Genomic DNA, 16,225 nt, shown 5'->3' on the forward strand with positions numbered 1-16,225 from the left:
GTCGGCAGCCGGCTGATCACTGCGGCCACTGGGACTGTGCCGCCATCGAGCGTCCTGGGCCCAGTAGGCGGCAGGGCAGCGGCCCGTGCTCTGCGGTGTGCGCCGCGCCCGGCAAGTCCGGCGCCTCGTCCTGGTCGCCCCGGCGACGACCCGTATGTCCGCCCGACCCAACAGTCATGGCAGCTCAGTTGCATCGTCGGCCCCGCTGTCCTGCGGTCTGCTTCATCGAGTCGTCGACGCCTCGGCGAGGCCCCACCCGGCAGCGTCGACCCACCCCTTGACCCTCCGTAGAAGATACGTCGACGCTACGGATAGCTGACTAATTGATGCTTTGATGTTGCCACTACAGGCAAACCTGATACATTGGTGAAACCGATTGGGGATTGCCGGAAGCGATCCCCTCCACGGCAAGGCACACGCGATCCCATGAGTCAGGAGTCCGAAATGGCAACGACAACACGACCGGTAGCCCTCATCACGGGTGCGTCCTCCGGCATCGGAAAGGCAGCCGCGCTCGCGCTGGCCGCAGCGGGCTACGACGTGGTCGGCACCAGCCGCAACACCGCGCACGTCACCCCCGTGAAGGGCGTGACCTTCCTCGACCTGGACGTGACCAGCGACGCGTCGGTGACCGCCGCGGTCGGCGAGGTGATCGACCGGTTCGGGCGGATCGACGTCCTGGTCAACAACGCCGGCATCGGCTCGGCGGGCGCCGCCGAGGAGAGCTCCGCCGCGCAGGCGCAGGGCCTGTTCGACATCAACGTCTTCGGCGTCATCCGGATGACGAACGCCGTCCTGCCGCACATGCGCGCCCGGCGCAGCGGACGGATCATCAACATCTCGTCCATCGTCGGCTTCATGCCGCAGCCCTACATGGCCGTCTACGCCGCCTCCAAGCACGCCGTCGAGGGCTACTCGGAGTCCGTCGATCACGAGGTCCGCGAGTACGGCGTGCGGTCCCTGCTCGTCGAACCCGCCTGGACGAACACCGCGTTCGACGCGGCCAGCGTGCGGCCCGACCAGCCCCTGGACATCTACGCCAAGCAGCGCCACGTCTTCGAGGAGTACATGGCGGGAGCGGTCAAGGACGGCGACGACCCCGCCGTCGTCGCCAAGGAGATCGTCGCGGCGGCCACCGACGACAAGCCCAAGCTGCGCTACACCGCCGGCGCCATGACCGGACGGGTTCGCACCATGCGCCGCATGATCCCCTCCCGCATCTTCGACCAGCAGCTGCGCAAGCTCAACCACCTGCCCGCCTGACCCGGCCCCACCAGACCCCCACGAGACACAGCGACAGGAAAGCGAAGCCCGCCATGAGCACCTATCTGGCAGACGCGGCCGAGGACCTCACCGTGACCGGCCCCTCCGCGACGTTCACCTACCGGCGCATCGGCCCGACCGGCGGCATCCCGCTGGTCCTGCTGAACCGGGTCCGCGGGACCCTCGACTGGTGGGACCCCGAGTTCCTGGACCACCTCGCCGCCGGCCATGACGTGATCGTGTTCGACAACGTCGGCACCGGCTACACCACCGGCACCCCGCGGGACTCGGTCGAGGGGCTGGCCGACGGCACCGTCGAGTTCATCGAGGCTCTCGGTCTGCCGCAGGTGGACCTGCTGGGCTGGACACTGGGCGGCACCGTCGCCCAGCACATCACCCGCGTACGGCCCGACCTGGTCCGCAAGCTGGTCGTGGCGGCCGCCAACCCCGGCGGGACGGTGCCCGGCGCTCCCGACCCGGACCCGAAGGTGCGGGCCACCATGACCAAGCCCGAGGTCACCGGGGACGACCTGGTGTTCCTCTTCTTCCCCGAGACGGACACCGGCCGCACCGCCGGGTACGAGCACCTCGCCAGGGTGGCCACCCGGCTGGCCACCGGACGCCCCGACGTGTCCGAGGCCGCCGCCATGGGCCAGATCACCGCGATCCAGAAGGACGCCTCGATCCCCTTCGAGCAGGTGCGCGCGGACCTGGCGAGCATCCGGCAACCCGTTCTGTACGCCACCGGCATGCAGGACGCGATGATCCCGGCCCTGGCGTCCTACACCGCTGTCCAGTACATCCCCGACGCCACCCTCGTCGCCTACAGCGACGCCGGGCACGCCTTCCTCTTCCAGCACGCCAAGGACTTCGCCCGTCAGGTGAGCGCCTTCCTCGCCGACTGACCGTTCACACGGACACCCCGAGGAGAGCCATCGTGCAGTTGACCAGCGACCCGGCGCGCCGGGAGGTCACGCCGCTGGAGCTGTTCTTCGACCTGGTCTACGTCTTCGCGATCGGCCAGCTGTCGCACCGGCTCCTCGTACACCCCACCTGGACCGGCGCCGCCCAGGCGCTCGTGCTCTACCTCGCCGTCTACGCGGCGTGGGCGTACACCACCTGGGCGGTCACCCTCGTCCCGGCCGAGGACCCGCGGACCAGGCGGATGCTGCTGGGGGTCATGCTCGCGGGGCTGTTCATGAACGCCGCGATCCCACGAGCCTTCGGCGACGCCGGCTGGGTCTTCGTCGCCACCTTCCTGCTCATTCACATCGGCCGGACCGTATGGCTGCTGACCGTCGGCCCGTCGGCCTCGACCCGGTTAATCAGGAGCACTTCATCCGCGTCCTGGTCTGGTTCGTCGGGGCCGCACCTCTGTGGCTGATCGGTGCGGCGGTCGACGGCGGCGCGCGGCTGACCTGGTGGGCCGCGGCGATCCTGGTCGAGCTGGCCGGCACCTGGGCGGCGCATCCGCTGCCCGGCCGCAGGTTGGACTCCCGAGAGGTCGCCTTCGCCGGCGGCCACCTGCTGGAACGCGGCCGACTGTTCATGATCATCGCGTTCGGTGAGACGATCATGACCACCGGCACCGCACTCACCACGGCGCCGTACGCGCCGATGACCCTGCTGACCAGCAGTGTGGCGCTCATCGGAACGGTCGCGTTGTTCTGGCTGTTCTTCAGCCGCTCAGAACACGTCGTCCATCACTACGAGCAGACCGAGGACCCCATCAGGGCCGGGCGCAGCGGGGTCATCAGCCTCATGGCCTCCGTCGCCGGAATCATCGCCGCCGCCGCGGGCGACGAACGGGTCATCGCACATCCGGTGGAGCACGCCGGCATCACCACGAACCTGCTCCTCTTCGGCGGGCCGGCCCTCTACATCGGGGCGCAGACCTGGCACGGGGCAACCCTGTTCGACGCACTGAGCCCGGCACGGCTGGTCACGCTGTCCGCCCTGGTCGTCGGATGCGCGGTCACGACGGCGGCACCGGCCTACCTGTCGGCCATCGTCGCGGCCACGATCGTCGTCGCTCTGGCCGTGTTCGAAGACCGTCATCAGCCGGGGAGGGCGCGCGCGAAGCCCCTGCTACCACGCTGACCTCCATCACTGCGCTTACTCACCCACTCACCGACCGACTCACCGGAGCTTTTGATGAACCTCTTCACCCACACCGTCCTCGTCACCGGGGCCGACCGGGGTCTTGGCCGGGCGCCATGACGCAGGCCGGCGTGCTGATCTGTGACGACCAGGAGCTGATGCGGGCCGGCCTGCGCATGGTCGTGGACGGCCAGCCGGACCTCACGGTCGTCGGCGAGGCTGGGGACGGCGAGGCGGCAGTGGCCCAGGCGCTCACCCTGCGCCCGGACCTCGTCCTCATGGAGGTACGGCTGCCCTGCCGTGACGGCATCTCGGCCATCGAGCAGGTACGGGCAGCGTTGCCCGGGACGCAGGTACTGGCCCTCACCATGTGCGACCGAGACGAGTACGCCTACGCCGCGCTGCGTGCGGGAGCGAGCGGCTTCCTCGTCAAGGACGCGCCGACCGCCGAGCTGCTCGTCGCCATCCGCAGCGTCCTGCGCGGCGACAAGGTCATCGCCCCCTCAGTGACGCGGCGGCTGATCGACCGGTACGTCACCGGTGCCCTCGCTCCGCTCACCGACGCGCGCCTCGACGTGCTCTCCGACCGCGAGCGTGAGGTGCTGAGCCTGGTGGCCCGCGGGCTGAACAACGCGGAGATCGCCGGGAAGCTGTTCCTCGGCGAGACCACGGTCAAGACCCACGTGGCCCGGATTCTCAGCAAGCTGCGCCTCCGCGACCGGATTCAGGCCGTCGTCGTGGCCTACGAGAGCGGACTGGTTCGTCCTGGCGGATGACCCCGTCGGGCGCTCGGGACGGTTTGCGACGACACAACCGATACCTAGCTTCTGGGCATGTCGATCATGCGCGAGTTCCTTCGCCGCCCCCGGCTCACCGGCGCCGTCGCCCCCAGTTCCGCCACTCTGGCGCAGGCCATGACCTCCGGCCTGGACCTGGAACGCGCCAACGTCGTGGTGGAGTTGGGGTCCGGCACCGGAGCGATCACCGAGGCGATACGGCGACGGCTGGCACCGGGGACGCGCCTGATCGCGGTCGAACTCAACCCGGTCTTCGCCCAACGGCTCGCGGACCGGTACCGGGACAGCACCGTCGAGGTGGTCCACGGTTCCGCCGAGGACCTGCCGACGCTCGTCCGCCACCCGGTCGACGCCGTCGTGTCCGGTCTGCCGTGGACCGTCATGCCGCACGAGCGGCAGCGCCGGATCCTCGACGCGGTGACCGGCGTACTGAGCGCGGACGGCCGTTTCAGCACCTTCGCCTACGTCCACGCGGCCTGGACTCCCCCGGCCCGCCGCTTCGCCGCCGAGCTGAGCGCACGGTTCTCCACCGTGGAGCGCAGCCGGATCGTCTGGCCGAATCTCCCGCCGGCGTACGTGCACCGCGCGTTCACGCCGGCCCACACAACCCTTCCCACCCCCACTCGAACACTTCAGAACCGGAGCACAGCATGACGAAGCACAGCATGTTCAGCATCGAGACCGTGGCGCCGAAGATCCGCCGGGTCACCTTCACGAATGCGCCCGTGAACGTCGTCGACGCGGACACCGTCGTACAACTCCTGGCCGTCGTCGACGAGTTGAGTCAGGACGAGAAGGTTCAGGTCGTCGTCTTCGACAGCGGCACGCCCGGATACTTCTTCAACCACGCCGATCTCGGCCAGGTGCCCGAACTCCTGGCGCTGAACGCCGCCGACGGGACCCCGACGTGGGTCGAACTCGTCACCCGCCTGAGCAGCGCCCCCTTCATCAGCATCGCCTCCATCCGCGGGCGTACCAGGGGCGGCGGCGACGAGATCACCCTGGCCTTCGACCTGCGCTACGCCAGCCTTGAGGAAGCGGTCTTCTGCCAGCCCGAGGTCGCGATCGGCATCGTCCCGGGCGGTGGCGGCAGCGACCGTCTGGCCCGGCTGCTGGGACGGGACCGCGCGCTCGAAGCGATCCTCACCAGCGAGGACTACGACGCCGAGCGCGCCGAGAAGTACGGCTGGGTGACCCGGGCCGTCCCCGACGCCGAACTCGACGACCTCGTCAACGGTGTGGCAGCGCGCATCGCGTCCTTCGACAAGGCGTCCGTCCTGGGCGCCAAGGCACAGATCAACCGGTCGACCCTGCCGCCGGTGGCCGACCTGCGCGCGTCCTGGGCGGAGTTCGCGGACTCGGTCAACTGGCCGGGATTCCAGGCACGCGTGCCGCAGCTGGGCAAGGCCATCGCCGAGGTCGGCCTCGATGAGATCGAGCGGAACCTCGGCTACTACGCCGGCCTCATCAACCAGCAGGCATAGGTCAGGGAACGAGGAAGGACCCCCATGACCAGGGCCCGTGTCCCCTCGGCCGGCAGACGAACTGCCGTGCAGCGCAGGGACCTTCTCACGCTGGTGGCGATGTGCCTGGGCGTGATGATGACGTTCCTGCTCATCACCGCCACCATCTCGGCGCTGTCGGCGATCCAGGACGATCTGCACGTCAGCCCGAGCGCGCTGATCTGGATTCCCAGCGCGTACACGCTGGTCGTGGCCAGTCTGGTGCTGTCGGCCGGCACACTGGGCAACCTCTTCGGCCGCAAGCGGATGTTCTGCGTCGGCGTAGTAATCATGATCGGGGGCGGGCTGCTCGCCGCGACCGCCGAGACCACCACTGTGGTGATCGCCGCACAACTGGTCTCCGGCCTCGGCGGCGCGCTGATCCTGCCCAACAGCCTGGCCATCCTCGGTTCGACCTTCACCGACCCGCACCGGCGGACCGAGGTGATCACCGTCTGGGCGGCGTCGTCGGGCATCGGCCTGGCCATCGGCCCGCTGCTCGCCGGTGTCCTGCTCGACCACTCCGACTGGCACGCGGTGTTCGTGTCGAACCCCGTTCTGGGCGTGATCACGCTGCTGGTCGCGGTCCCGTTCGCCACGGAGTCCCTGGCCCGCGGCGAACGCCTGGACATGGCCGGTGCGCTGCTGGGCACGGTGACGATCGCGGCTCTGGTCTACGCGCTCATCCAGGGCGGCCAGGACGGATACACCGCCCCGCCCGTCCTCGCCGCGTGGATCGTGGCGGTATTCGGCGCGGTGGCGTTCGTCGTCGTGGAACTACGTGTCGCGGCGCCGATGCTCGACGTGCGGCTGTTCACCTCGCGCTCGTTCAGCGCCGTGATGGTCATCGCCGCGGTGTCGCTGTTCGGCTTCACCGGCGTGGCCGTCCTCACCGTGATGTTCTACAACAACGTCCAGCACCTGAACGCGCTGGACACCAGCTGGCGCATGCTGCCTCTGTTCGGCGTGTACGTCGTCACGGCTTTCCTCACCGGCAGGGTGATCCGCCGTACCGGCTTCAAGGCGCCCCTGACGCTCGGCCTGCTGCTCGGCGCGCTCGCCGTCCTCGGCCTGACAACGGTCGGCCAGGACACGCCGTACAGCCAGGTCTGGCCGCTGTTCGTCCTGTTCGGTGCCGCCAGTGGCCTGGTCATCGCGCCCAGCACGGCCGCCGCGCTGGTCAGCGTTGCCCCCGAACGGGCGGGTATGGCCTCCGGCGCCGTCAACACCGCCCGGCAGGTGGGCTCGGTCATGGGCACCGCGCTGCTCGGCTCGCTGTTCACCGCCCGCGTCAGCGCGGACCTGCCCCACCAGCTCGCCGCACACGGCGTGCCCGTAGCCGCCCGCGGACCCATCGAGGCGGCCGTCGCCTCCGGGAGCACCGGAACCCGAGCACCCGCCGGCGCAGGACGCGCGGCGATCGAGGACGCCTTCACCTCGGGCGTGCACACCGGCCTGGCCGTCGTCGTCGCGGTGTTCTTCGCCGCCGCCGTGCTGGCCCTGACGGCCGTACACAACCGACCGCATCAGAACGGAACGCACATGCCCACCCCTTCGGCCACCCCCACTGCCTCATGAGCACGAACCCCGGGCCTCAGCACCGCACTTATACCTGGCACGATCCCCGCCCGACCGCCGAGGCAATCGAGCGGCTGAGCGGGCTGGAGGTGCTGCAGGGAATCGAAAAGGGGACGCTGCCGACCCCTCCGGCCATGATCACGCTGGCGATCGAACCCGTCGAGGTCGAACCAGGCCGCGTCGTGTTCGAGCTGACCCCCGCCGGCTGACAACGCACTGGGCGCCTGCGTCTACACCCGCCTCCCCGCCAAAACCGGCTACACCACGCAGGGCATCAACGTCACCTTCCTGCATCCGGTCACCATCGACACCGGCCGCATCCGCTGCGAAGGCACCGCTGTGCATGTAGGCCGGCGCACCGCCTACGCGACCGCCACCATCACCGACCTCACCGGCAGGCTGCTCGCCCACGCCACCACCACGTGCCAGATCTTCCCGGCCGACGGCCGGCAACCCGCCCGTACCCGTCAACACGACGCCCAGGACATCTCTCCGACCGCCTGACCTTCGGCCGCAACCACGTCCAGGCACGCACAAGCATCCCCGATCCGATCACCAACCCCTTCCCCCCCACTCAATGCAACAGGGACTTCTCATGGACCTCTCCACCAGCACCGTCCTCGTCACCGGAGCCAACCGCGGCCTCGGCCGCGCCCTCGCGGCAGAGCTGCTCAGCCGCGGCGCCACTGTCTACGCCGGTGCCCGCAACCCCAACCAGGTGGACCTGCCGGGCGTCACGCCGATCGCGCTCGACATCACCGACCCCGACTCCGTCGCGGCCGCCGCCAAGGCCACGGGTGACGTGACGGTTCTGATCAACAACGCCGGCTCCTCCACTGGCACCGGCCTGCTCGCAGGCGACCTGGACAACATCCGCCTGGAGATGGACACCCACTTCTACGGCACCCTCTCGGTGGTCCGCGGTTTCGCGCCCCAGATAGCGGCCAATGGCGGCGGCGCCATCCTGAACATCCTGTCCGCCCTGTCCTGGTTCAGCTTCCCGGAGTCCGGCGCCTACTGCGCCGCGAAATCCGCACAGTGGTCCCTCACCAACTCTCTGCGCCTCCAACTTGCCGACCAGGGCATCCGGGTGGCCGGCCTGCACGTCGCCTACATGGACACCGACATGACCCGAGCGGTCACCGCGCCGAAGTCCGCCCCCTCCGACGTCGCCCGCCTCGCCGCCGACGGCATCGCCGAGGGCGCCTACGAGATCGTCGCGGACGACGTCAGCCGCCAGGTGCAGGCCGGGCTGGCCGGAGGCGTCAGCGCCCTCTACTCCGAACTGCCCTGACGAGCAGTCACCCAGGACTCAGCCGAGACCACCAACCGTCATAGCCGGCCGGTCACCACCGACCTCCGCCCAAACTGTCACCGACCGAAGAGAGCGGGCATATCCACCGACCGTCCCGAGTCCTACGGTTCTCCCCCTGATCCCCCTAAATCCCCGGCCGCCGTCCCGTCCCGCCGCACGTTCATCGCCACGACCAGCGCCGTCGGGGGCGCCGTCGTGTCGGGCGGCCTGCTCGCGGGAGCCCCCGTCGCCGCCGAGGAGGCCGCAGCCGCAGTGACCGCCGATACGCCGCCCAGCAGTCGGCTCTCGCTGACCGTCAACGGTGAGCGGCACAGCGCCGAGACAGACAACCGGACCTCGCTGCTGGACCTGCTGCGCAGGTGGTCGAGCTTGGCGTGCTCGCGTGCGTACTGCAGAACGAAAGTGTTCCGGGTCTCGATGCCGCGTTCGGCGGGCTGCTGGATGCCGCCGACCGGCGTCGCCACGTGGCCTCCGTCGCGTACCGCGCGGATGGCGAGGGCTGCGATGCCCGCGGTGTCGACGAGGCCGCCGACTCCGTCGGGTATCTCCTTGCGCACCAGATGCCGCACCGGTCGTGGAGCAACCTGAACGAAGGGGTCGGCCTGTGTGCCGTATGACGATCGGCCGGAGTCAGATCCGGGATGTCTCTAGGGCTGGGACTGAACATGCTCAGTGTTTGTGGGTGGGGATGCTGTGACGGGCGGGAGGATGGGTGGGTGCTGTCCCGGGTCCGGGGTCTGACTCATGATTCGCCTGACCAGAGTGTCTGAGTCACACAGTGTCGGCCGTTGGCCTGGGATGGTGCGTTGTCGGTGCCGGGCCGGCGGGGCGTGTCCCGATAGGGGCCTGCCGTTCCTTGTGGCGTCCTCACGATTCTGACCGCCCGACGCGGCCCGGTGCCGGCAACGCGACGCGCCGTCGGACCGCAAGGGGAACGGGCATGTCCAGTTCGACCCTGTCCAGTACGCCGCCTGCTCCGCAGACCCGTCGTCGTCGCCCTGCGGGGGAGGTGGTGCTGGGAGTGGATACACAATCGGGACAGGAAGTGGTGAATCGCTGAGGCGGCCCGGGATGGCTCTGACGTTGTTCAGCGGCCCCTCGATATTGGCCACTTGGCCCCACCTGGGCCAGCGAGCGGCGAGCAACGTATCCAAGCGGCCCCACTGCCGCTCGCCTGCAGGTAAGGCCACTGGGTGGGGCCATCGCGGACCGTCATCGAACGCTTGTCGGCGCCAGCGATGGCCAAGTCGGTGGGGCCGATTGCCGACGTCGAAGCCAGCCCGCGAGGTCTTCCACCTGCTCGGACAGCTATAGCCAGGACCCCGCTCATAGGGGCTGTCGTGACAGATGAGAGGGTCAGGCGAGTGAGTGAGACACCGAAGAGCACCCTGCAATACCGCTTTGACGGGCCAGAAGACGCCCCTGTCCTGATCCTGGGTCCCTCACTGGGTACCACATGGCACATGTGGGACCGGCAGGTCCCGGAGCTCGCCAAGACCTGGCGGGTCTTCCGGTTCGACCTGCCGGGACACGGCGGAGCGCCCGCGTATCCGTCGGGTTCCGTCGGTGAACTCGCCCGGCGGCTGCTGGCCACGCTCGACGGGCTCGGAGTGCAGCGGTTCGGGTACGCGGGCTGCGCGTTCAGCGGGGCCCTCGGGATCGAGCTGGCCCTGCGCCATCCGGAGCGGATCGCCTCGCTCGCAGTGATCGCCGCCTCACCGCGGTTCGGTACAGCCGACGAGTTCCGGCAGCGCGGCGTGATCGTGCGCACGAACGGGCTCGACCCGATGGCGCGTACGTCGCCCGAGCGCTGGTTCACGGGAGGGTTCGCCGCGGCCCAGCCCGCGATCACCGAGTGGGCCGTGCAGATGGTGCGCACCACCGACCCCGGCTGCTACATCGCGGCCTGCGAGGCGCTCGCCGCGTTCGACGTACGCGCCGAACTCGGCCGGATCGGCGTGCCGACCCTCGTCCTCGTCGGCTCCGACGACCAGGTCACCGGGCCGGCCGAGGCGCGCACGCTGGTCGCCGGGATACCGGACGCCCGGCTCGCGGTGGTGCCCGGAGCCTCGCATCTGGTCCCCGTGGAGCAGCCCGCCGCGGTCATGGACCTGCTCGTACGCCACTTCTCCACCGCATGGCAGCCCGCCTTCGACTCGACCACCGGCCAGATGGCGATCCCCGCGGCGCCGGTGAAGCCGGTGCTGGCCGCGCCCCCGCCGGTCGCACCCCTCGCCGAGATCGCCCCGGCCGCCGCGCAGCCCGCGCCGATGGGCATGGGCCGCCCCGATCCGTACGACGCCGGGATCAAGGTCCGCCGCGAGGTGCTCGGGGACGCGCACGTCGACCGGGCGCTGGCGACGGCGGACGAGTTCTCGGGGGACTTCCAGGAGTTCATCACCCGGTACGCGTGGGGCGAGATCTGGGACCGGCCCGGACTCGACCGGCGCTCGCGCAGCTGTGTCACGCTCACCGCGCTGGTCGCCGGCGGCCACCTCGACGAGCTGGCCTTCCACACCCGCGCGGCCCTCCGCAACGGTCTCACCCCGGTGGAGATCAAGGAGGTGCTCCTCCAGGCCGCCGTCTATTGCGGCGTACCGGCCGCCAACAGCGCCTTCAAGGTGGCGCAGCAGGTCATCCGGGAGGAGACCACACCCCAGGAGTGAGCCCCCGGACCGGGGCAGGGGCAGGCAGGATGGACCCATGAAGCTCACGAAGAAGTCGCACGCCTGTGTCCGCCTTGAGAAGGACGGGCGCACACTCGTCATCGACCCCGGCGGTTTCAGCGAGAAGGACGCCGCCCTGGGCGCGGACGTCCTCCTGGTCACGCACGAGCACGCCGACCACTTCGACGAGGGGCAGCTGCGGGCGGGCCTGGAGTCCAACCCGGCGGCGGAGATCTGGACCCTGAAGGCGGTCGCGGAGAAGATCTCGGCCGCCTTCCCGGGCCGCGTGCACACGGTCGGCCACGGCGACACGTTCAGCGCCGCGGGCTTCGATGTCCAGGTGCACGGCGAACTGCACGCCGTGATCCACCCGGACATCCCGCGCATCACCAATGTCGGCTACCTCATCGACGGCGGCCGCGTCTTCCACCCCGGCGACGCGTTCACCGTCCCCGACCACCAGGTCGAGACGCTGATGCTCCCGGTCATGGCCCCATGGAGCAAGATCGCCGAGGTCATCGACTACGTTCGCGAGGTCAAGCCGCAACGCGCGTACGACATCCACGACGCCCTGCTCACGGACCTCGCCCGGCCGATCTACGACCGGCAGATCGGCGCCCTGGGCGGCTCCGAACACCTGCGGCTGACACCGGGAGCGTCGGCCGAGCTCTGAGCGTCACCCTTTGAGCGGCGTCGGCCCCTCGTCGGCCGGCGCCGTTCCGGCGGTGCGAATCCACCACCCGCGGGTCACTGCCGGACCCGTTGTCGTACCCGCCGGGTAGGTTGTGAGTCATGCGCATCGCGACCTGGAACGTGAACTCGATCACCGCCCGCCTCCCAAGGCTGCTGGCCTGGCTGGAGAGCAGCGGCACGGACGTGCTGTGCCTCCAGGAGGCCAAGGTCGCCGCCGAGCAGTTCCCCACCGACCAGCTCCGTGAGCTGGGCTATGAGGCGGCGGTGCATGCGACGGGGCGGTGGAACGGCGTCGCGGTGATCTCCCGCGTAGGCCTGGAGGACGTCGTCAAGGGCCTGCCCGGCGGCCCCGGCTACGAGGGCGTCGAGGAGCCCCGTGCCATCTCCGCGACATGCGGCCCGATCCGCGTCTGGTCGGTGTACGTGCCGAACGGACGCGAGGTGGACCACCCCCACTACGCCTACAAGCTGCAGTGGTTCGACGCCCTCAGGACGGCGGTCGCGGGCGACGCCACGGGCAGCCGGCCGTTCGCGGTGCTGGGCGACTACAACGTGGCGCCCACGGACGACGACGTCTACGACGTGGCCGCCTTCGAGGGCCTCACCCACGTCACCCCGGCCGAGCGCGCCGCGCTGGCCGACCTGCGCGAGGCGGGCCTGACCGACGTGGTCCCGCGCCCCCTCAAGTACGACCACCCGTACACGTACTGGGACTACCGCCAGCTCTGCTTCCCCAAGAACCGCGGTATGCGCATCGACCTCGTCTACGGCAACGAGACGTTCTCGAAGGCGGTCACCGACTCCTATGTGGATCGCGAGGAGCGCAAGGGCAAGGGCGCCTCGGACCACGCGCCGGTCGTGGTGGACCTGGACGTCTAGGGGACCGACGATCTCCGCGCCACGCGGAGCTGCTTCGCCGGTCCCCGAGCCGGAGTCGGCGGCGTCACACCGTTGGCACGGGCGCCCCCGCGACCACGGGGTGGTCGCGCTCGACCGGACCGAGACCCGAGGCGCCGCCCGGCGAGCCGAGTTCGGCGAAGAACTCGGTGTCCGCCCTGCGGAAGTCCGCCCACTCCTGAGGGGTGTCGTCCTCGAAGAAGATGGCCTCGACGGGGCACACGGGTTCGCAGGCCCCGCAGTCCACGCACTCGTCCGGATTGATGTACATCTTGCGGGGGCCTTCGTAGATGCAGTCGACGGGGCATTCGTCGACACAGGCCTTGTCCTTCAGATCAACGCAGGGCTGCGCGATGACGTAGGTCATGAGTGCTCTCCACGGTCCAGGTGTCGTTGCCGGTCAGGAGTGCGGCGAGATCGCCCTTGCCGTACTGCTCGACGGCGGTGTCGAGCTGGGCGGCCATGAGCGCGTCGTAGGCCGGGCGTTCGATGTCGTGGAAGACACCGATCGGTGTGTGGTGCAGGGTGTCGGGGTCGGCGAGCCTGCTGAGCGCGAAGGCGGTGGTCGGGGACGCGGAGTGGGCGTCGTGGACCAGGATCTGGGACTTGTTGTCCGGGGTGACGGTGACGACCTTCAGATCGCCGGTGCGCTGATCCCGTACGACACCACGCGCGCCGTCCGCGCCGAAGCGGATGGGCTGGCCGTGGTGGAGGCGGATGACGGCTTCCTCGGCCTGCTGCTTGTCCTTGAGGGCCTCGAAGGCGCCGTCGTTGAAGATGTTGCAGTTCTGGTAGATCTCCACGAGTGCTGTGCCGCGGTGGGCGGCGGCCTCGCGCAGCACGCCGGTGAGGTGCTGGCGGTCGGAGTCGACGGTGCGGGCGACGAAGGAGGCGCCGGCCCCGATGGCGAGGGAGACGGGGTTGAAGGGCGCGTCCAGCGAGCCCATGGGCGTCGACTTGGTGATCTTGCCGACTTCGGAGGTGGGGGAGTACTGGCCTTTGGTGAGGCCGTAGATCCGGTTGTTGAAGAGCAGGATCTTCAGGTTGACGTTGCGGCGCAGGGCGTGGATGAGGTGGTTGCCGCCGATGGACAGCGCGTCGCCGTCACCGGTGACGACCCATACGCTCAAGTCCCGGCGGCTGGCGGCGAGTCCGGTGGCGATGGCGGGTGCGCGGCCGTGGATGGAGTGCATGCCGTAGGTGTTCATGTAGTACGGGAAGCGTGACGAGCAGCCGATGCCCGAGATGAAGACGATGTTCTCCTTGGCCAGATCCAGCTCGGGCATGAAGCCCTGGACCGCCGCGAGGATCGCGTAGTCACCGCAGCCGGGGCACCAGCGCACTTCCTGATCGGACTTGAAGTCCCGGGCAGTGAGGGCGACTTCGCTCCTCGGTACCAGGGACAGTTCCTCAATGGGCATGGAGGGCCTCCGAGAGAGCCTGCGCGAGCTGTTCGGCCTTGAACGGCATGCCGTTGATCTGCGTGTGGCTGTGGGCGTCGACCACATAGGCGGCCCGGATGAGCTTCGCCAGCTGCCCCAGGTTCATCTCCGGGATCACGACCTGGTCATAGCGCTTCAGCACCGTGCCCAGATTCCGCGGGAAGGGGTTGAGGTGGCGCAGATGGGCCTGCGCGATGTTCTCCCCGGCGGTGCGCAGCCGGCGTACGGCGGCGGTGATGGGTCCGTAGGTGGAGCCCCAGCCCAGGACGAGGGTGGTGGCCTCGCCGGAGGGGTCGTCGACCTCGATGTCGGGGACGTCGATGCCGTCGATCTTCGCCTGGCGGGTGCGGACCATGAAGTCGTGGTTGGCGGGGTCGTAGGAGATGTTGCCGGTGCCGTCCTGTTTCTCGATGCCGCCGATGCGGTGCTCCAGGCCGGGCGTGCCCGGGATGGCCCAGGGGCGGGCGAGGGTCTGCGGGTCGCGCTTGTAGGGCCAGAACACCTCGGTGCCGTCGTCCAGGGTGTGGTTGGGTCCCTGGGCGAACTGCACGCGCAGGTCCGGGAGTTCGTCGGTGTCGGGGATGCGCCAGGGCTCGCTGCCGTTGGCGAGGTAGCCGTCCGAGAGCAGGAACACGGGGGTGCGGTAGGTGACCGCTATGCGGGCCGCCTCGAGAGCCGCGTCGAAACAGTCGGCCGAGGTCTTGGGGGCCACGATCGGTACGGGGGCCTCGCCGTTGCGGCCGTACATCGCCTGGAGCAGGTCCGCCTGCTCCGTCTTGGTGGGCAGACCGGTGGACGGGCCGCCGCGCTGGATGTCGACGATCACCAGCGGCAGTTCGAGCGACACCGCGAGACCGATGGTTTCCGCCTTGAGCAGGATGCCGGGGCCGGAGGTGGTGGTGACCGCCAGCGAGCCGCCGAACGCCGCACCGAGGGCCGCGCCCACAGCCGCGATCTCGTCCTCGGCCTGGAAGGTGCGTACGCCGAAGTTCTTGTGCTTGCTGAGCTCGTGCAGGATGTCGGAGGCCGGCGTGATCGGGTACGAACCGAGGAAGAGGGGCAGATCCGCCTGCTGGGAAGCGGCGATCAGGCCGTACGACAGGGCCAGGTTCCCGGAGATGTTCCGATAGGTTCCGGCGGGGAACGCCTCCGCCGCGGGCGCGACCTCGTAGGAGACGGCGAAGTCCTCGGTGGTCTCACCGAAGTTCCAGCCCGCCCGGAACGCGGCGATGTTCGCTGCCGCGATGTCCGGCTTCTTCGCGAACTTGGCTTGCAGGAACCTCTCCGTGCCCTCGGTCGGGCGGTGGTACATCCAGCTCAGCAGGCCCAGCGCGAACATGTTCTTGCAGCGGTCCGCGTCCTTCCGTGTCAGCCCGAAGCCGGCGAGGGCCTCCACGGTGAGCGTGTTCAGGGGGACGGGATGGACGTGATAGCCGTCCAGCGAACCGTCCTCCAGCGGACTCGTCCCGTAGCCGACCTTCTGCATCGCCCGCTTGGTGAACTCGTCGGTGTTGACGATGAGTTCACCGCCGCGCGGCACGTCGCCGATGTTCGCCTTCAGGGCGGCGGGGTTCATCGCGACCAGGACGTTCGGCGCGTCGCCGGGCGTGAGGATGTCGTGGTCGGCGAAGTGCAGCTGGAAGCTGGACACGCCCGGCAGGGTGCCTGCGGGGGCGCGGATCTCGGCCGGGAAGTTGGGCAGCGTCGCCAGGTCGTTCCCGAAGGACGCCGTCTGTGAGGTGAACAGATCACCAGTGAGTTGCATGCCGTCGCCGGAGTCACCCGAGAAACGGATGATGACCCGGTCGAGCTGATCCGTCTGTTTCGTCACCTGCAAGTGCCTCTCCCTGGGGCGGAAATGCGCGTGCGCGGGCATGCACCCGCAGAGCCGTCGCACTGAACGAGGGTTGGGCGCCCGCTGCGAGCGTAGGGGGATCGCAGAGGAATTTCAATGGGCGTTGAATTGTGCGGG

The 16,225-nt window shown here is 69.5% G+C and carries 18 protein-coding genes; 14 read left to right on the forward strand and 4 right to left on the reverse strand.

The features are described from left to right. The first annotated feature begins 444 nt into the window (after positions 1-444). The 11 genes from AB5J50_RS41160 to AB5J50_RS41210 all read left to right on the forward strand — a co-directional run bounded on the left by AB5J50_RS41160 (position 445) and on the right by AB5J50_RS41210 (position 8,534). Positions 445-1,263, forward strand: coding sequence for an oxidoreductase (locus AB5J50_RS41160; RefSeq protein WP_369263724.1), 819 nt, complete (start codon positions 445-447; stop codon positions 1,261-1,263). Positions 1,264-1,316: 53 nt separating this feature from the next. Beyond that, complete coding sequence (locus tag AB5J50_RS41165) at positions 1,317-2,168, forward strand: alpha/beta fold hydrolase (RefSeq protein WP_369263725.1); 852 nt, start codon at positions 1,317-1,319, stop codon at positions 2,166-2,168. A 32-nt stretch (positions 2,169-2,200) separates the two neighbouring features. Further along, positions 2,201-2,647 (forward strand): low temperature requirement protein A, encoded by a 447-nt coding sequence (locus tag AB5J50_RS41170; RefSeq protein ID WP_369263726.1) that lies wholly within the window; start codon positions 2,201-2,203, stop codon positions 2,645-2,647. Continuing rightward, entirely contained in the window at positions 2,548-3,363 is an 816-nt protein-coding gene (locus AB5J50_RS41175; protein ID WP_369263727.1) for a low temperature requirement protein A, read from the forward strand. The genes AB5J50_RS41170 and AB5J50_RS41175 overlap by 100 nt, the downstream gene beginning before the upstream one ends. A 116-nt stretch (positions 3,364-3,479) precedes the next feature. After that, positions 3,480-4,139 (forward strand): response regulator transcription factor, encoded by a 660-nt coding sequence (locus AB5J50_RS41180; RefSeq protein WP_351696696.1) that lies wholly within the window; start codon positions 3,480-3,482, stop codon positions 4,137-4,139. A 57-nt stretch (positions 4,140-4,196) separates the two neighbouring features. After that, complete coding sequence (locus AB5J50_RS41185) at positions 4,197-4,814, forward strand: class I SAM-dependent methyltransferase (protein WP_369263728.1); 618 nt, start codon at positions 4,197-4,199, stop codon at positions 4,812-4,814. Beyond that, complete coding sequence (locus AB5J50_RS41190) at positions 4,811-5,644, forward strand: enoyl-CoA hydratase/isomerase family protein (RefSeq protein WP_369263729.1); 834 nt, start codon at positions 4,811-4,813, stop codon at positions 5,642-5,644. Before AB5J50_RS41185 ends, AB5J50_RS41190 begins: the two co-directional genes overlap by 4 nt. Before the next feature lie 24 nt (positions 5,645-5,668). Beyond that, positions 5,669-7,240 carry an MFS transporter gene (locus AB5J50_RS41195; RefSeq protein WP_369263730.1) on the forward strand — a complete coding sequence of 524 codons (1,572 nt, stop codon included), beginning with the start codon at positions 5,669-5,671 and terminating at the stop codon, positions 7,238-7,240. After that, positions 7,237-7,449: a hypothetical protein gene (locus AB5J50_RS41200; protein WP_369263731.1), complete on the forward strand. Its 213-nt coding sequence runs from the start codon at positions 7,237-7,239 to the stop codon at positions 7,447-7,449. Before AB5J50_RS41195 ends, AB5J50_RS41200 begins: the two co-directional genes overlap by 4 nt. A 7-nt stretch (positions 7,450-7,456) precedes the next feature. Beyond that, on the forward strand, positions 7,457-7,744 hold the full coding sequence (locus tag AB5J50_RS41205) for a PaaI family thioesterase (protein WP_369265655.1): 288 nt from the start codon (positions 7,457-7,459) through the stop codon (positions 7,742-7,744). 91 nt (positions 7,745-7,835) lie between these two features. Then, positions 7,836-8,534, forward strand: coding sequence for an SDR family oxidoreductase (locus AB5J50_RS41210; protein WP_369263732.1), 699 nt, complete (start codon positions 7,836-7,838; stop codon positions 8,532-8,534). Between the two features lie 122 nt (positions 8,535-8,656). Here AB5J50_RS41210 and AB5J50_RS41215 read toward each other — a convergent pair whose 3' ends face one another. Then, positions 8,657-9,124, reverse strand: a complete 468-nt coding sequence (locus AB5J50_RS41215) for a hypothetical protein (RefSeq protein ID WP_369263733.1) — start codon at positions 9,122-9,124, stop codon at positions 8,657-8,659. A gap of 795 nt (positions 9,125-9,919) precedes the next feature. On the opposite strand from AB5J50_RS41215, the gene pcaC reads away from it, so the two are divergent. From pcaC to AB5J50_RS41230, 3 genes are all read left to right on the forward strand, one after another. Next, positions 9,920-11,221, forward strand: a complete 1,302-nt coding sequence (gene pcaC / locus AB5J50_RS41220) for a 4-carboxymuconolactone decarboxylase (protein ID WP_369263734.1) — start codon at positions 9,920-9,922, stop codon at positions 11,219-11,221. Between the two features lie 37 nt (positions 11,222-11,258). Next, a complete protein-coding gene (locus tag AB5J50_RS41225) occupies positions 11,259-11,894 on the forward strand; it encodes an MBL fold metallo-hydrolase (RefSeq protein ID WP_369263735.1) in 636 nt (211 codons plus the stop codon). A 119-nt stretch (positions 11,895-12,013) separates the two neighbouring features. Continuing rightward, a complete protein-coding gene (locus AB5J50_RS41230) occupies positions 12,014-12,793 on the forward strand; it encodes an exodeoxyribonuclease III (protein WP_369263736.1) in 780 nt (259 codons plus the stop codon). 64 nt (positions 12,794-12,857) lie between these two features. Here AB5J50_RS41230 and fdxA read toward each other — a convergent pair whose 3' ends face one another. The 3 genes from fdxA to AB5J50_RS41245 are packed head-to-tail and all read right to left on the reverse strand — an operon-like array spanning position 12,858 to position 16,084. Continuing rightward, positions 12,858-13,178, reverse strand: a complete 321-nt coding sequence (gene fdxA / locus AB5J50_RS41235; RefSeq protein ID WP_327433122.1) for a ferredoxin — start codon at positions 13,176-13,178, stop codon at positions 12,858-12,860. Next, complete coding sequence (locus AB5J50_RS41240; protein ID WP_369263737.1) at positions 13,147-14,232, reverse strand: 2-oxoacid:ferredoxin oxidoreductase subunit beta; 1,086 nt, start codon at positions 14,230-14,232, stop codon at positions 13,147-13,149. Before AB5J50_RS41240 ends, fdxA begins: the two co-directional genes overlap by 32 nt. Beyond that, on the reverse strand, positions 14,222-16,084 hold the full coding sequence (locus AB5J50_RS41245; protein ID WP_369263738.1) for a 2-oxoacid:acceptor oxidoreductase subunit alpha: 1,863 nt from the start codon (positions 16,082-16,084) through the stop codon (positions 14,222-14,224). Before AB5J50_RS41245 ends, AB5J50_RS41240 begins: the two co-directional genes overlap by 11 nt. Between the last annotated feature and the right edge of the window lie 141 nt (positions 16,085-16,225).

It is taken from the genome of Streptomyces sp. R35, assembly GCF_041053035.1.
Classification (GTDB): Bacteria; Actinomycetota; Actinomycetes; order Streptomycetales; family Streptomycetaceae; genus Streptomyces; species Streptomyces lutosisoli.

Excerpts from the sequence above, each read along its gene's own strand:
- AB5J50_RS41160 (WP_369263724.1), top strand. The coding sequence starts at position 445 with ATGGCAACGACAACACGACCGGTAGCCCTCATCACGGGTGCGTCCTCC.
- AB5J50_RS41165 (WP_369263725.1), top strand. The coding sequence starts at position 1,317 with ATGAGCACCTATCTGGCAGACGCGGCCGAGGACCTCACCGTGACCGGC.
- AB5J50_RS41175 (WP_369263727.1), top strand. The coding sequence starts at position 2,548 with ATGGCTGCTGACCGTCGGCCCGTCGGCCTCGACCCGGTTAATCAGGAG.
- AB5J50_RS41180 (WP_351696696.1), top strand. The coding sequence starts at position 3,480 with ATGACGCAGGCCGGCGTGCTGATCTGTGACGACCAGGAGCTGATGCGG.
- AB5J50_RS41185 (WP_369263728.1), top strand. The coding sequence starts at position 4,197 with ATGTCGATCATGCGCGAGTTCCTTCGCCGCCCCCGGCTCACCGGCGCC.
- AB5J50_RS41190 (WP_369263729.1), top strand. The coding sequence starts at position 4,811 with ATGACGAAGCACAGCATGTTCAGCATCGAGACCGTGGCGCCGAAGATC.
- AB5J50_RS41195 (WP_369263730.1), top strand. The coding sequence starts at position 5,669 with ATGACCAGGGCCCGTGTCCCCTCGGCCGGCAGACGAACTGCCGTGCAG.
- AB5J50_RS41200 (WP_369263731.1), top strand. The coding sequence starts at position 7,237 with ATGAGCACGAACCCCGGGCCTCAGCACCGCACTTATACCTGGCACGAT.
- AB5J50_RS41210 (WP_369263732.1), top strand. The coding sequence starts at position 7,836 with ATGGACCTCTCCACCAGCACCGTCCTCGTCACCGGAGCCAACCGCGGC.
- AB5J50_RS41225 (WP_369263735.1), top strand. The coding sequence starts at position 11,259 with ATGAAGCTCACGAAGAAGTCGCACGCCTGTGTCCGCCTTGAGAAGGAC.
- AB5J50_RS41230 (WP_369263736.1), top strand. The coding sequence starts at position 12,014 with ATGCGCATCGCGACCTGGAACGTGAACTCGATCACCGCCCGCCTCCCA.
- fdxA (WP_327433122.1), bottom strand. The coding sequence starts at position 13,178 with ATGACCTACGTCATCGCGCAGCCCTGCGTTGATCTGAAGGACAAGGCC.
- AB5J50_RS41240 (WP_369263737.1), bottom strand. The coding sequence starts at position 14,232 with ATGCCCATTGAGGAACTGTCCCTGGTACCGAGGAGCGAAGTCGCCCTC.